We start from the raw sequence: 14,139 nt of genomic DNA on the forward strand, positions 1-14,139 counted from the left end.
TAAACCCGTGTCAAATTCTGATTTTACGCCGATTCCCGCGCGATAAGCTGACCGGAGAGGGTGATGCGCTGGGTTTGCAGATCCGGCTCTTTCAGCCTGCGGATCATCAGCCCCGCCGCCTGTCGGCCTGTCTCTTCGCTGGCAGACGAAACGTAAGTCAGTGACGGCGACGTGAGGTTTACGTGAAGCATATCTTCAAAGCCGATCAGCGCCACCTGCTGAGTCAGGAAAACATCTTTACCCACCGTGCGCCCCACCTGGTGAATGCCGGAGATTGAACCGAGCATTGCATCCGGCGAGTGGCAGAGCAGGGCGGTAATCGTATTGTTCTTCTCCAGCAGCTGGCGGGTCGCCATGGCCGCCGCCTGCGTGTCATCGGTGCAGGCGGGAGAATATTCCTCACGCCAGACCAGCCCGTTCTGCGTCATCGCGCTGCGAAAACCAAGCAGGCGCTGCTCGCGGATACGACATCCGTCGCGCCCGCCGATGTAGGCGATGTTGCGGTGCCCGCGCTCGATAAGATACCGCGCGGCCAGGTTCGCCGCCTGACGGTTATCGCGCATCACCAGGTTGCATTTCTCTTCCAGCAACGACTGTGAAACCGCGACAAACGGCAGCGGGCAGTGGCGAATGCGTTCCGGGAGAGCGGCGGCGCGGGTATCCGACGCCAGGTAGATGACGCCCGCGACGCCCTGCTGCTTAAACGACAGCAGGGTGCGTTCCAGATGTTCGCCGTCGTTCAGCGGCTGACCGAGAAAAACCATATAACCCTGTTTCTCCAGCTCCTGAACGATGCTCGCCATCACTTTGATGGAAAAGCTGTCGCTGAAGTCGCGCAGGATCAGGCCGATTAAGTTGGAGGTGTTGGCGCGAAGGTTGGCAGCGGCGACGTTATGAACATAGCCCAGCGTTGTGATGGCGGCATTGACCTTCCCGATCGTCGCCTCTGAGATCTTCCCTTTCTGGCGCAGCACCAGCGAAACGGTAGAAACCGACACGCCCGCATGCTTTGCAACATCAATAATGCTGACTTTCTTCAAAACCGCTCCCTGAAATTTACCGATTATCAGCCAGATAAGAGGCGTCCCCCAGCGTACAGGAGACGCCGTCTTCAGGCATCTTATTATTTGCCAATCATGGTGGACATGGTCTGGGCGATAAACTGTGCTCTGGCCCCGAAAATCACCTGTATACCGTTGTCGCCCACGAACACCACGCCGCGCGCGCCAAGCCCGTTCAGGCCCTCTCTGTCCACCGCATCGCTCTTCGCCACTTCCAGACGCAGGCGGGTGATGCAGGAGCCGACGGAATCAATGTTCTGCGCACCGCCCAGCAGGCCGATGATTTCGGTGGCAAGTTCGGAATCGGACTTGTCATTCGCACTGGCGGTGACTTCGGTGCGCCCCGGCGTTTTTACGTCGAAACGGCGGATCACGAAGCGGAAGGTGAAGTAGTAAATCAGCGCCATCGGAATGCCGATGATAATGGCGCTCAGGAAGTTGGTCTGATAGCCGTTAAACGACGGCAGGATCCCGAACGACAGGTAGTCGATAAAGCCTGCGGAGAACGATTTGGCAATATGCGCATGCATCAGGTACATGGCCATATACGCCAGCCCCGCCATGATGGCGTTGAAAACGTAAAGGATGGGGGCCACGAAGATAAAGGTGAATTCCACCGGCTCGGTGATCCCCGTCAGGAAACAGGTCAGCGCCGCAGAGAACAGAATACCGGCCGCGATTTTCTTATTCTTCGTGTGCGCTTCGTGGTACATCGCCAGGCACGCCGCTGGCAGCGCGAACAGCATCAGCGGGAACTCGCCCTGCATGAATTTCCCGGCGTTCTGGTAGGTGTCGCTGCTGAAGGATTTTACCCCCTCTTCGAGCATCTTGAACCAGATGGTCTGGTCACCGTGGATCACCTGACCCGCCTGAGTGGTGTAATCCCCAAACGAATACCAGAAGGAGGGATACCAGATATGGTGCAGGCCGAGCGGGATCAGCGCGCGCTCCACCAGCCCGAAAATAAAGGTCGAGGCCGCCTGGTTATCGCCGTTCACCACCACGGACAGGGCGTCGATCCCGGACTGAATATGCTGCCAGACGTACGGCAGCAGCAGGCCGAGCAGGAACGACAGAAACGCCGTCGCGATCGCCACAAAGCGCTTGCCGGAGAAGAAGCCAAGGAACTCCGGCAGCTGCATGGTGTGGAAGCGGTTGTAGCACCAGGCCGCGAGAATGCCGCAAATAAGGCCGCCGAAGACGCCCATCTGCAACGTCGGGATGCCGACCACCATGGCGTATTTCCCGCCCTGAGAGGCCATTTCCGGCGTAATGCTCAGCACCGTGCTGATGGTGATATTGGTGACAAACACTGAGACCGCCGCAGAGAGTGCGGCAATACCGGATTCCGAGGCCAGACCGACAGCAGAGCCGATGGCGAACAGCATCGGCAGGTTATCAAAGATAACCCCGCCGGCGTTCATCATCAGCGGCAGGTGGAACTTATCGCCGAAGGCCAGCAGCAGGCCCGCAGCGGGAAGCAGTGAAATTGGCAGCATTAAGGCGCGGCCAATCATAGACAGCTTAGACAACGATTTAACAAACCCTGATATCAGACTCATGCTGATTTCCCCCGAATAGCGCTTTTTTCGCGCTGTTATTGTAAGTAGAACGTTTTAGTAGAACGTTCTACTCATCGTGGGGAAAGTCTGAAAAGCGCGCAACTGAATTCTCACCTTTCAACAGATGAAATAGTGATTATTTGAAGTTGATCGATAAATAACCGCGATGGGTGTGAGGGGATAGAGACAGAAATTGCCGGGTGGCGGCTTCGCCTTACCCGGCCTGCAACCGGAGACAGTACGTAGGCCCGGTAAGCGCAGCGCCACCGGGCATCAAACGGCTTACGCCGTCACGGTCACGCTTTGTCCTGCAAAACTCACGGTCTGACCCGCGACAATTTTGCAGCGCTTGCGGGTTTCCACCACGCCGTCCACTTTCACCTGCCCGTCGGCGATAACGATTTTCGCCTGCGCGCCGCTTTCGCTCCAGCCTTCCAGCTTCAGCAGATCGCACAGCTCAACGTGCGGGTGTTTACCTAAAGAAAAAGTTGCCATGATTACGCGTCCTCTACGTCGTGATACTCCTCGCACGCCTGCAAGGTATTTTGAATCAGTGTTGCTACCGTCATCGGGCCTACGCCGCCCGGGACCGGGGTAATGTAAGACGCGCGCGCTGCGGCATCTTCATACACCACGTCGCCGACCACTTTGCCGTTTTCCAGACGGTTAATACCCACGTCCACGACGATGGCGCCCTCTTTGATCCACTCGCCCGGAATAAAGCCTGGCTTGCCGACCGCGACGATCAGCAGATCGGCGTTTTCTACGTGGTGACGCAGGTTTTTGGTGAAGCGGTGGGTCACGGTGGTGGTGCAGCCCGCCAGCAGCAGCTCCATGCTCATCGGGCGGCCCACGATGTTGGAGGCGCCAATCACCACGGCGTTCAGGCCATAGGTGTCGATGTTATAACGCTCCAGCAGCGTCACGATGCCGCGCGGAGTGCACGGACGCAGGCGCGGCGCGCGCTGGCACAGGCGGCCCACGTTATACGGGTGGAAACCGTCAACGTCTTTGTCCGGTGCGATGCGCTCCAGCACCTTTACGTTGTCAATGCCCGCAGGCAGCGGCAGCTGAACCAGGATGCCGTCGATTGCTTTATCGGCATTCAGGGTGTCAATCAGTTCCAGCAGCTCCGCTTCGCTGGTGGTTTCCGGCAGATCGTAGGAGCGGGAGACGAAGCCTACCTCTTCACACGCTTTGCGCTTGCTGCCGACATAAATTTGCGAAGCCGGGTTGCTGCCAACCAGCACAACGGCCAGCCCTGGCGCGCGAAATCCAGCGGCTGTACGCGCCTTCACTTTTTCCGCAACCTCAGAGCGCACCTGCTGCGCAATCGTTTTACCGTCAATAATCTTTGCTGCCATCAGAGAGAAGATTCCGTCTGTAACGTTAGAAGGGGGGATTGCCTGTATTTTGTCAGAAGCGAGCGCCGCTGTCAGTCACCCTTTACGAGATTTCACCGATAGCCTGCAAAACCCCTTCTCAGGGCATGGCCAATTTCTTAGGGGGGATTAGGATGTGACCTGGCAAAATGGCAGCGTTTTGACATATTACAAAATAGATTACTGAGCTACTTTGTCTTCTCCGAAATAAGCCTTCAATTTTTTAATTGAACGTATTTCTTATTCCCGAATATGTGCGGGAAGGGTTATTTACATTTTAAAGGAATAGACATGAAACTCAGCAACATTGCTTCTACTGTTATTGCAACTCTGGCCCTGGTCGCGGGTGCCGCTCACGCAGAAGATCCTGTAACGCCTGTATCTGTTAACGGTGGTACGGTGCATTTTAAAGGTGAATTAGTCAATGCCGCGTGTTCAGTAAATACGGACTCTTCTGAGCAGACCGTTAATCTCGGCCAGTACCGTACCGCGAAATTCACTAAAGTGGGTGACACCACCTCCAATATTCCGTTCACCATCGAACTGAACGACTGCGATCCTGCGGTAGCGAAAACCGCTGCTGTTGCGTTCACCGGCCAGATCGACGCCACCGACAAAACCCTGCTGGCGGTAACCTCCGGTAATAACGACAACTCCGCGAAGGGCGTAGGCATTGAGATCCTCGACAGCAAATCCACCACGCTGACCCCGGACGGTGCCACCTTCTCTGCGGCACAGAGCCTGATTGAAGGGACTAACACCCTGAACTTCACCGCGCGCTATAAAGCTACGGCTGCGACCACCCAGCCAGGCCAGGCAAACGCGGACGCAACATTCGTAATGAAATACGAGTAATGCCTTTGTACAGGGATGTGGTTGGCCTCAGGGAAGAGGTCTTTTAATCGCTTATACCGGGAGCGAAGGATGACAAGGACTGGGATATTGCTGTGCGCCCTTGCCGTTGCCTCAGCGGTAAACGCACATACCGTGGTGATCGACGGCGGCAAAGTTCACCTCAGAGGAGAGCTGGTCAACGGCGGCTGCGCGGTGGCCCCGGACAGCCAGAATATGCGCGTGGATATGGGGCAATACCGCACAAACGCCTTTTCCGGCGTCGGCAGCTTTTCCACGGTTAACGTGCCTTTCACCGTACGTCTGCTGGATTGTAGCGTGGACGTCTCCCGCACCGTCGGGATCCAGTTCCAGGGCGTCACACCGGCAGAAGATCCGCAGGTTTTCCTGGCGACATCGCGGCCAGGGGAAAACGCGGTCAGCAGCGGTGTCGGGCTGGCGCTTTTTGACGAACAGCAACGGCAAATCATCCCGAACGCGACGGCGGTGAGCTGGTTACCCATTGATACCCGCGAACTGGCATTTCATTTTAGCGCCCGCTATCGGGCTATTTCCGAACACCTGGTACCAGGCACTATTCAGTCGAATGTCTGGTTTACGTTGATTTATCCCTGACGCCTGCGAACTAATTATTAAAGGTACGGTTGTGATGAACACCCTGATTAAACCTGGACTGTTTTTAACTTTTATTTTGATGATGATGTCTGCCTGCGCAAATGCGTCCGGCGGAATTGCGCTGGGCGCGACGCGCGTTATTTATCCGGCCGATGCAAAACAAACGTCGCTGGCGATCACCAACAGCAATAAACAAGAGCGCTATTTAATTAACGCGTGGATAGAAAACGCCAGCGGGCAAAAGGAAAAATCCTTTGTCGTCACGCCGCCGCTGTTTGTCAGCGAGCCGGCCAGTGAAAATACGCTGCGCATTATTTACGCAGGCTCGGCGCTGCCCGCCGATCGCGAATCCCTCTTTTACATGAACGTCAAAGCGATTCCATCGGTCAGCAAAACGCACCAGGACGGCAACAACGTCCTGCAACTGGCCATTCTGTCACGCATCAAACTGTTTGTACGCCCGGCTAACCTGGCGATGCCGCCGGAAGAGGCGCTCTCGCAGCTGCGCTTTGAGCGCGTCGGCAACCACCTTAAGGTGAGCAATGCCTCGCCGTATTACGTAACGCTGGTCAACCTGAAGCTCGGCGGCAAGACGCTCGATAACCTGATGGTTGCGCCTAAAAGCTCGGCACAGCAGGTACTGCCCGCCGCCGCGAGCGGCACGCTCTCCTGGCAGAGCGTGAACGACTACGGTGCCATTACGCCGGCGCGTAGCGTCAGCCTGTGAGCAGAGACAGGGCGATGAACACTCAATGGCGTTACTGCCCGGTTGCGCTGGCGCTGATGGCAACGCTCTGGCCACACGCTGGCTGGGGCGACAGCTATTTTAACCCGGCGTTTCTCTCCGATGACGCGGCGAACGTGGCGGATTTGTCGCGTTTTGAAAAGGGCCATCAGCAGGCCCCGGGCGTCTATCGCGTCGATATCTGGCGTAACGATGAATTTATCGGCACCCAGGACGTGCGGTTTGAGCAAGCCGACAACACGCCGCCGGTCGCGGGCGGGTTGTCGCCGTGTATTACGCGCGCGATGCTCGATCGCTTTGGCGTGAATATCGCCGCCTTCCCGGAGCTCAGCAACGTGCAGGGCGACACCTGCGTTCCGCTTACCACGGCTATTCCCGGCAGCGAAACGGCGTTCAACTTCGCCTCGTTGCGCCTTAACGTCAGCCTGCCTCAGGTGGCGATGCAAAACAGCGCCCGGGGATATATTCCGCCTGAACAGTGGGATGAGGGCATCCCCGCCGCGCTGGTGAACTACAGCTTTACCGGCAACCGGGGCAGCGAAGACGACAGCTACTATCTGAACCTGCAAAGTGGGCTCAACTATGGCGCGTGGCGATTACGCAATAACGGCGCGTGGCGCTATACCGAAAGCAACGGCCAGCGGCACAGCAGCTGGCAAAATATCGGCACCTGGGCGCAGCGTACGGTCATTCCGCTGAAAAGCGAGCTGGTGCTCGGCGACAGCAATACCGGCAACGATGTCTTCGACAGCGTCGGTTTTCGCGGCGGTCGGCTCTATTCTTCCGACAGCATGTATCCGGACAGCCTGCAAGGCTACGCGCCTACCGTGCGCGGAATCGCCCGTACCCCTGCCAAAGTGGTGATCCGTCAGAACGGCTACGTGATTTACCAGAGCTATGTGCAGCCGGGTGCTTTCGCCATTACCGACCTTAACCCCACCTCCTCCAGCGGTGACCTTGAGGTGACGGTGGAAGAGAAGGACGGCAGCCAGCAGCGCTACACCGTACCGTATTCCACCGTACCGCTGCTCCAGCGTGAAGGACGCTGGAAATACGATCTGGTGGCGGGGGATTATCGCAGCGGCAACAGCGAGCAGGACACGCCGTTCTTTACGCAGGGAACGATGATTGCCGGCCTTGCCGACGGCTACACGCTGTACGGCGGTACGCAGCTGGCCTCGCGGTATACCGCAATCGCTATTGGCGCAGGGAAAAACCTCGGTGACTGGGGCGCGGTCTCACTTGACCTCACGCACGCCCGCAGCCAGCTGGCGGATGACAGCCGCCATGAAGGCCAGTCCCTGCGGTTCCTGTACGCAAAATCCCTTAACGGATTCGGCACCAACTTCCAGCTGCTGGGCTATCGCTACTCGACCAAAGGCTTCTACACCCTCGACGATGTGGCCTGGCGCACAATGGAAGGCTATCAGTATGGCGACGATAAGGATGATGACGGCGTGCCGGACGTGCAGAGCTATCACAACCTGACGCTGAATAAAAAAGGGCGTTTCCAGCTCAATATCTCCCAGTCTCTCGGCGATTACGGCTCGGTATACGTTTCAGGCAGCCAGCAGAGTTACTGGGGCACCAGCGAGTCCAACGTCTGGTACCAGCTCGGCTATGCGGGCGGGGTGAAAGGGGTCAGCTATGCCTTATCCTGGTCGTGGAACAAAGCCGTCGGCATTGACGGAACCGACCGTATCGCCTCGTTCAACGTCTCCGTACCGTTCAGCCTGTTCACCCGTCACGGCTTCCGCCGCGATAGCGCGATCGACAGAGCCTATGCCACGGCCTCTTCCAGCCGAAACAGCAACGGTGATACCAGCTGGCAGACCGGGATAAGCGGAACGCTGCTGAAAGATCGCAACCTGAACTATAGCGTCACCCAGGGCCACGCCAGCAATAACGGCGCAAGCGGCAGCGCCAGCGCCAACTGGCAGGCCACCTACGGCACGCTGGGCGTGGGCTACAACTACACCCGGGATCAGCACGATTTCAACTGGCAGCTTTCCGGCGGCGTGGTAGGGCATTCCGACGGCGTAACGTTCAGCCAGCCGCTGGGCGATACCAACGTGCTGATCAAAGCGCCGGGCGCGTCGGGCGTGAGCGTCGAAAACCAGACCGGGGTGAAAACCGACTGGCGTGGCTATGCGGTGATGCCGTACGCCACGGTGTACCGTTACAACCGCGTGGCGCTTGATACCAACACCATGAGTAACAACACCGACATTGAAAATAACGTGTCCAGCGTCGTGCCGACGAACGGCGCGCTGGTGCGCGCCAGCTTCGATACCCGCATCGGCGTGCGCGCGCTGCTCACCGTTAAGCGTGATAACCAGCCCGTACCGTTTGGTGCGGTGGTGCGTGAGACGCAGAGCGGCGTAACCAGCATGGTGGGCGATGACGGGCAGATTTACCTGAGCGGGCTGCCGCTGGAAGGGGAGCTGCTGATTCAGTGGGGAGACGGAAAGCAGTCCCAGTGTCGTGCGCCCTACAGCTTGCCAGAACAGAGCCTGCAACAGGCGATCACACTTAAGGGGATCCGCTGTGAATAAAATCCATTATCTGGGGTTATCCCTTCTGGCGTTTTTGCCGGTAACTGACGCGCTCGCCACCGTCTGCGTCAATGAAAATGGCGTGCCGACGGAGGTCTATTACGACCTGACGGATAAATTCAACAGTTCCAATAACCAGGTGGGGCAGGTGGTTACGCTCAGCGAGAAATCCCAGTGGGTGGGCGTGAACGCCGTCTGCCCTAAGGGAACGTCCGGGAACACCACCAAGCGCAGCTATGTGACCGATTTCCCGGTCACGGGCACCAGCGATGGCTATCAGTATCTGAAGCTTAACGACTATCTGGACGGGGCGATGAAAATCACCGACAGCTACGCGGGCACGTTTTATCCCCCCAAAAACTACATCCAGATGGGGAGCCACCCAAACGTGTCTAAAAACAAACCGTTTGGCGTTCAGGATTCCAGCCTCGTCTTTCGGCTTAAGGTGACCCGGCGCTTTATCAATATGGTGGTGATCCCGCGGGCGACCATGTTCCGGGTTTACGTCACCACCACCTCTTCGGATCCGCTCACCACGCCGGTCTATACCATCAGCTATAGCGGAACCATACAGGTGCCTCAGAGCTGTGAGATTAATGCCGGGAATGTGGTGGAGTTCGATTTCGGGGACATCGGCGCCTCCTTGTTCAGTAAAGCGGGCATCGGGAATAAGCCGGAGGGAGTCTCAGCGCAAAGCAAAACCATCGGCATAAAATGCACCAACGTGGAGGCGAACGCCATGCTCACGATGCGCGTCGAAGCGGAGAAGGTTTCAGGCAGTACGCTGGTCTCCGATAACGCGGATGTGGGCTTTGTGATTGCCAACAGCAATGGCGTGCCGCTGACGCCGAACAACCTGACCAGCAAAATTCCGTTCCGCCTGGACGACAGCGCGCAGGCGCAGGTTGGGATCCGTGCATGGCCCGTCAGCGTGACCGGTAAAAAACCTGCCGAGGGGCGTTTTACCTCTCGCGGCTATCTACGCGTCGACTACGACTAAGGAGCGGGAATGCGAAACGGGATGCGGTATCTCTCTCTGGCGCTCCTGACGCTTTGCGCGCATGCGCATGCAGAGACGGCGCTTGGGGAAATTAACATTCAGCTTTACGGCAATATTGTGGACTTTACCTGCGTGGCGGAGGGGGACGACAGCAATAAGACCGTCACGCTCGGCACCTGGCCAACGAAACAGCTTCGCACTACGGGAAGCCGGACGCAGCCCGTGCCGTTCACCCTCAAGCTGACCGGATGCCCTCCCGGGGCGGCTTCGGTCACGTTTACGGGGAAGGTTGACGGGCATGATAACAGCCTGCTGGCGCTGAATGATGCCAGCGGGGCCAGCAACGTGGCCGTGGAGATCCTCGACCGGGATAAAACGCGCCTCGCCTTGCAGCAGGCCAGCCAGACGGTATCGGTGGATGCGCAGGGAAATGCAGAGCTGTCGTTTTATGCCAATTATATCGCCACGGCGGATAATCCGCAGCCGGGCCGGGCTGACGCCGATGCAACGTTCATGATTAATTATAATTAATTAAATCCACTCTCCCTGTAACGGTTATCCGTTGCAGGGAGAGTGTCAGGTTACAATAATTCGTGCGCTTTCGCGTAATCAATTAATTCAACGATACTCTGCACGCCCAGCTTCGAAAAGATATTAGACTTATGGGCGCTAATTGTTTTGTTGCTAAGTAATAATTGATCGGCAATCTCCTTATTAGATAATCCGTTCGCCAGATACCGCAAAACCGTTACCTCACGATTCGATAAAGGCATATCCACAGCGGCGCCTGTCCGGGAGCCCAGATGATTTATAAAACTCAACGTTTCTGACGGGAAAAAAGAATAGCCCATCAGTATCATTTCCACTGCGTTATAAATTTCTCCCAAATCTTTTCGCTTGCTGACAAAACCATTGGCCCCGGCGCGAATGGCGCGGCCGGCATAGAAGGCCTCTGATTTTGAAGAGAGGAAAAGCACCTTAATGTCTTTGTTTAAGTTCCTGATTCTTTTCAATAATACGAACCCGTCCGTGCCCGTCATTTCAATATCCAGAATGACCAGGTCGATAGGGTGGTTGCGTATACAGTCAAGCACTTCGTGGCTGTCGCCTGACTTCAGTTTTACCTGGATGTTTTTATTTTTCTGTAGCAGGACTTCTATCGACATTCTGACGATAGGGTGTTCGTCCATAATGATAACGGATGCCGGTTTCATTTTTTATGCCTCAGATTGTTAAAAGCGTTATGCTGAGTTTTGTAAAAACTCTCGAAAAGCCGGAAGGATAATTGCGCAGATCCTTCTACGGTAAATGTCCCGGGGAAGAGCGAAAGCATCCTTGTTTACGTAGTGTGATATCGATGCCTCAGCGCAGTTATCTCATAAGGCTGGTTATGGCAAAATGATTTTTCTTATTAGTGTGTCAAACACGTCTTATTATACCGTTTAAGTAATGTCCGAAAAGCCTGTAAATTAATATCCATATATTGCTGATTATTATCTTCTGGATCTGAATCGCTACCTTTTTAAATTTAGCAAAAATGTCCTGATATTGCATTTACCACACACTTTCATCTTTATGTAATAACAAAAAATAAACGATATTACTGTATGTTGCTAAAATGTTAACAATACGCAGTCTGTGACGGAGGTCATCCTGCCCGCTCGCCACCCCTGATATCCGCGCTTTCGCACGTCATCGCCCCTTTATAAACACCTCAGGCCAGGCTTAAGATCCCGGCGTTTGAACAGCACTATCTGCTGTTTTCTTCACCTCTCATCGCGTTTATTTACACGTAAATCGCTTGTTTTTACACCATTATCACTCTGTTAACGAAAACGTCAGGTCCTTAACCCCTGGATAAAAGTACTCTGATTGAGCAGATAAACAGCATTTCGCGCGGTTGAGGGCGAAGAATTAGGAATAGTTATAAAATCGAAAGTTTTGTTAAAAAACACAAAAATTTAACATATATCCTAAGTATTTTCCTAAAGGTCTTTAGGGATTAAGGGGTTATTGAATACGTTAATACGTGAAATCTGAGAGGTTGTTGAGAAGATGTAGCAACTCGTGACGATGGTTCAGCCCAAGTTTCGCCAGGATGCAGCTGAGACGGTAAATAATGCGGCTATAGGGGCGGTTCTGTAACTGCGCGATCTGACGCAGGGAGCGACCCTGCGACAGCGCCTGTAAGATTGGCCATTCTTCCCTGGAAAACCACTCTTTCCGGTGACCGACGGGAAACGGCGGCTCCAGCAACGTTTGTTGCATAGCCAGCGCCGAAAGCTGCCGTTCAAGCACGTGAAAAGGGCCAGCCGCTTTGCAAAACAGGCGTGTATCGTAATCATCGGCGCGGATGAGCAGGTAGGGGGTCAGGAAGGGAGGGTACAGACTGTGGCGTCGTAATCGGTCCAGCAGGTCAATCAGCGGCGAGGCGCGGCTCTCTACGTCTACCACCAGACGTGATGAAGGCCATTGATTCAAATCGCTGAGGGCTGCTTCCAGCGTGGAGTAGTCGCAGCAATTGCTCAGGGGCGAATGCCCGCTCAGAAAACCGGAACGGAAAAAGTTATCCTGTGTGACCAGAACGATAAAGGGAGCATCGGTTTTGCGGGTCTGGTTGATTGACTGGCTCAAATATTCGAGACGATCAAAAAATGGGAGAGCAAAAGGCGAGTGCGTAGAACCCAGTGAATCACTTCCTGTCCGACGACGCCGGTAACGGCGTACTGTCATTCGCATAGCTTCCCTCTTGGCGATGACCGTTCAGTCCTCCTGCCATCTCCAGGATGGCCAATAATATCCCTGACCGAAGCGCGCGCCAGCCTGAAGCGCACACTCACGATCCTTTTCTGTTTCAATGCCTTCTATAAGCACATTGGCAGCAATTTTTGAACAAAGACCGACCAGCTGCGTCAGCGCTGGCGTTGCACGTAGTCGCCAGAAAGCCATCTTATCGATTTTGATTCCGCTTAACGGCAGACGGCAGGATAAAAATGCGCGCCCTGACGCTTCATCAATATCATCCAGCCAGATCCGATGCCCCTGCGCCGTCAACTGCTGAAGCGCACAACTTACCCTCAGACGTGTCGGGTCTGAGAGGGAAAAGAACGAGGCGGGCTCCACGAGTTCAATGTTCAGCGGCGGGCTGTTAAGTTGCAGTAAGCGCTGGAACATATCCGGGATGGTCAGAACGGTTATCGGCACATTTATGAAAAGGTTGTCACAGGGAGAGGGATTTTTTAACGCAGCGATCTGGGCTTCCAGCAGCATAAGCGCCCGGGCGGCGGACCAGTCGCGGAAAAAGTCTTCGCTTTGCTGATGCGGTGACAGCACGCTGAGCACTTCGGCCCCAATTGTGCGGGAAGAGGAGAGAGCGACAATGGGTTCAAGCTTGATGCCTGTAATGTCGCGTGAGATGTGCTGCACGCACGAGGGGAAACCTGTCTGGTCTGGCGCTGTCACTCCGTCGTCCTGTTCACTTCCAGCCTCCAGGTGGCCGGGATACCGCAGGACAGTGTGACGGCGAAGTAAACAGGAAAACAGCAGGCGTTACTTAAAAGCGGCTAAGCCTTTTCGCAGCCCGTAAAAGGAGCATAAATGTTGAAAAAACAGCCGTATTTACAATCAGCTAGTCATTATCGGCAGAGAAGGCGGAAAAGGCATTGACTCACTACGCATTGACCGTATAATTCCAGGCGTTTCACCACCGCGAAGTATACTCTTCTCCGTGCGCCCTTAGCTCAGTTGGATAGAGCAACGGCCTTCTAAGCCGTAGGTCGTAGGTTCGAATCCTACAGGGCGTGCCATTTAGAAACAGGCACTTACGCCAGTTTCAAACCAGCCTGATTTTCTCCTTGTGTCGTATTTGTGTCATGGTTGCCAAAAATGGCATCAATTTTTCGTGCGTGTTCGCTTAAATGGTTCGGTGCCATATGAGCATAACGACGGACCATTTCGATGCTTTTCATCCACCCTCTCCTGGAGAACGGATAACGGAACCCCTAATTGAATTAACCAACTTGCCCGAAATGTCGCGTGTCTTAAAATAGTAAACTTATCAATATCTACATGACGGTACACTGTATTTTATGTGCTAAATCATCATTGCGCGTCTTCCTGGCGGTGGGTGTATTATGTACATATGGAAAATGCTTTGACTTAGTGTTGACGTATATCTCTTTATAATGCTTATTATTTTGAGTATGCAGAGTTATATATGCAGTGTCATTCAGTGCTACACCAGTAGCTTTATTAGATGTGCTATTACAATGCGCACCTGATGGTGCGCATTTTATTCATAGGCTATGCAGCTATTAACTTATGAGAAAGCTTAGAGATCTTTATACTTTTCTTGTCTACATATATGT

Annotated in this window: 13 protein-coding genes, 1 tRNA gene and 1 pseudogene; 7 read left to right on the plus strand and 8 right to left on the minus strand. The window is 54.7% G+C overall.

Features of this window, described 5'->3' with window-relative positions; genetic code table 11:
• Positions 1-23 precede the first annotated feature (23 nt).
• From malI to folD, 4 genes are all read right to left on the minus strand, one after another.
• Entirely contained in the window at positions 24-1,040 is a 1,017-nt protein-coding gene (gene malI / locus IM300_RS11005; RefSeq protein ID WP_193036476.1) for a Mal regulon transcriptional regulator MalI, read from the minus strand.
• Between the two features lie 83 nt (positions 1,041-1,123).
• Positions 1,124-2,623 carry a PTS transporter subunit EIIC gene (locus IM300_RS11010; RefSeq protein WP_063451632.1) on the minus strand — a complete coding sequence of 500 codons (1,500 nt, stop codon included), beginning with the start codon at positions 2,621-2,623 and terminating at the stop codon, positions 1,124-1,126.
• Between the two features lie 282 nt (positions 2,624-2,905).
• Positions 2,906-3,118 carry a ribosome-associated protein YbcJ gene (ybcJ, locus tag IM300_RS11015; RefSeq protein WP_063451631.1) on the minus strand — a complete coding sequence of 71 codons (213 nt, stop codon included), beginning with the start codon at positions 3,116-3,118 and terminating at the stop codon, positions 2,906-2,908.
• A gap of 2 nt (positions 3,119-3,120) precedes the next feature.
• Positions 3,121-3,987 carry a bifunctional methylenetetrahydrofolate dehydrogenase/methenyltetrahydrofolate cyclohydrolase FolD gene (gene folD, locus IM300_RS11020; protein WP_063451630.1) on the minus strand — a complete coding sequence of 289 codons (867 nt, stop codon included), beginning with the start codon at positions 3,985-3,987 and terminating at the stop codon, positions 3,121-3,123.
• A 309-nt stretch (positions 3,988-4,296) separates the two neighbouring features.
• Between folD and fimA the strand changes: the two genes are divergently transcribed.
• From fimA to sfmF, 6 genes are all read left to right on the plus strand, one after another.
• Positions 4,297-4,860, plus strand: a complete 564-nt coding sequence (gene fimA / locus IM300_RS11025) for a type 1 fimbrial major subunit FimA (protein WP_074161078.1) — start codon at positions 4,297-4,299, stop codon at positions 4,858-4,860.
• Positions 4,861-4,929: 69 nt separating this feature from the next.
• The gene (fimI, locus tag IM300_RS11030) at positions 4,930-5,472 is read left to right on the plus strand and encodes a type 1 fimbrial protein subunit FimI (RefSeq protein WP_063451628.1); all 543 of its coding nucleotides are present in this window, start codon (positions 4,930-4,932) and stop codon (positions 5,470-5,472) included.
• A gap of 34 nt (positions 5,473-5,506) precedes the next feature.
• On the plus strand, positions 5,507-6,199 hold the full coding sequence (fimC, locus tag IM300_RS11035; RefSeq protein ID WP_193036478.1) for a type 1 fimbria chaperone FimC: 693 nt from the start codon (positions 5,507-5,509) through the stop codon (positions 6,197-6,199).
• Positions 6,200-6,213: 14 nt separating this feature from the next.
• A complete protein-coding gene (locus IM300_RS11040; RefSeq protein ID WP_064910886.1) occupies positions 6,214-8,772 on the plus strand; it encodes a fimbrial biogenesis usher protein in 2,559 nt (852 codons plus the stop codon).
• Positions 8,765-9,772 (plus strand): type 1 fimbria D-mannose specific adhesin FimH, encoded by a 1,008-nt coding sequence (fimH, locus tag IM300_RS11045; protein WP_063868959.1) that lies wholly within the window; start codon positions 8,765-8,767, stop codon positions 9,770-9,772. Before IM300_RS11040 ends, fimH begins: the two co-directional genes overlap by 8 nt.
• A 9-nt stretch (positions 9,773-9,781) precedes the next feature.
• The gene (gene sfmF / locus IM300_RS11050; RefSeq protein ID WP_193036480.1) at positions 9,782-10,303 is read left to right on the plus strand and encodes a fimbria assembly protein; all 522 of its coding nucleotides are present in this window, start codon (positions 9,782-9,784) and stop codon (positions 10,301-10,303) included.
• 50 nt (positions 10,304-10,353) lie between these two features.
• On the opposite strand, the gene fimZ is transcribed toward sfmF, so the two are convergent.
• The 3 genes from fimZ to IM300_RS11065 all read right to left on the minus strand — a co-directional run bounded on the left by fimZ (position 10,354) and on the right by IM300_RS11065 (position 13,198).
• On the minus strand, positions 10,354-10,986 hold the full coding sequence (gene fimZ / locus IM300_RS11055; protein ID WP_063451623.1) for a fimbria biosynthesis transcriptional regulator FimZ: 633 nt from the start codon (positions 10,984-10,986) through the stop codon (positions 10,354-10,356).
• An 808-nt stretch (positions 10,987-11,794) separates the two neighbouring features.
• Positions 11,795-12,511 carry a response regulator transcription factor gene (locus IM300_RS11060; protein ID WP_193036482.1) on the minus strand — a complete coding sequence of 239 codons (717 nt, stop codon included), beginning with the start codon at positions 12,509-12,511 and terminating at the stop codon, positions 11,795-11,797.
• 24 nt (positions 12,512-12,535) lie between these two features.
• The gene (locus IM300_RS11065; protein ID WP_063868950.1) at positions 12,536-13,198 is read right to left on the minus strand and encodes an EAL domain-containing protein; all 663 of its coding nucleotides are present in this window, start codon (positions 13,196-13,198) and stop codon (positions 12,536-12,538) included.
• Positions 13,199-13,501: 303 nt separating this feature from the next.
• Here IM300_RS11065 and IM300_RS11070 point away from each other — a divergent pair.
• Positions 13,502-13,578: transfer RNA gene (locus tag IM300_RS11070), tRNA-Arg, on the plus strand.
• A gap of 15 nt (positions 13,579-13,593) precedes the next feature.
• Here the strand turns inward: IM300_RS11070 and IM300_RS22655 are convergent.
• Positions 13,594-14,037 (minus strand): annotated as a pseudogene (locus tag IM300_RS22655) (tyrosine-type recombinase/integrase); the annotation flags it as partial.
• Between the last annotated feature and the right edge of the window lie 102 nt (positions 14,038-14,139).

Origin of the sequence: Enterobacter cloacae complex sp. I2 (genome assembly GCF_014896205.1) — a bacterium.
Classification (GTDB): domain Bacteria; phylum Pseudomonadota; class Gammaproteobacteria; order Enterobacterales; family Enterobacteriaceae; genus Enterobacter; species Enterobacter quasihormaechei.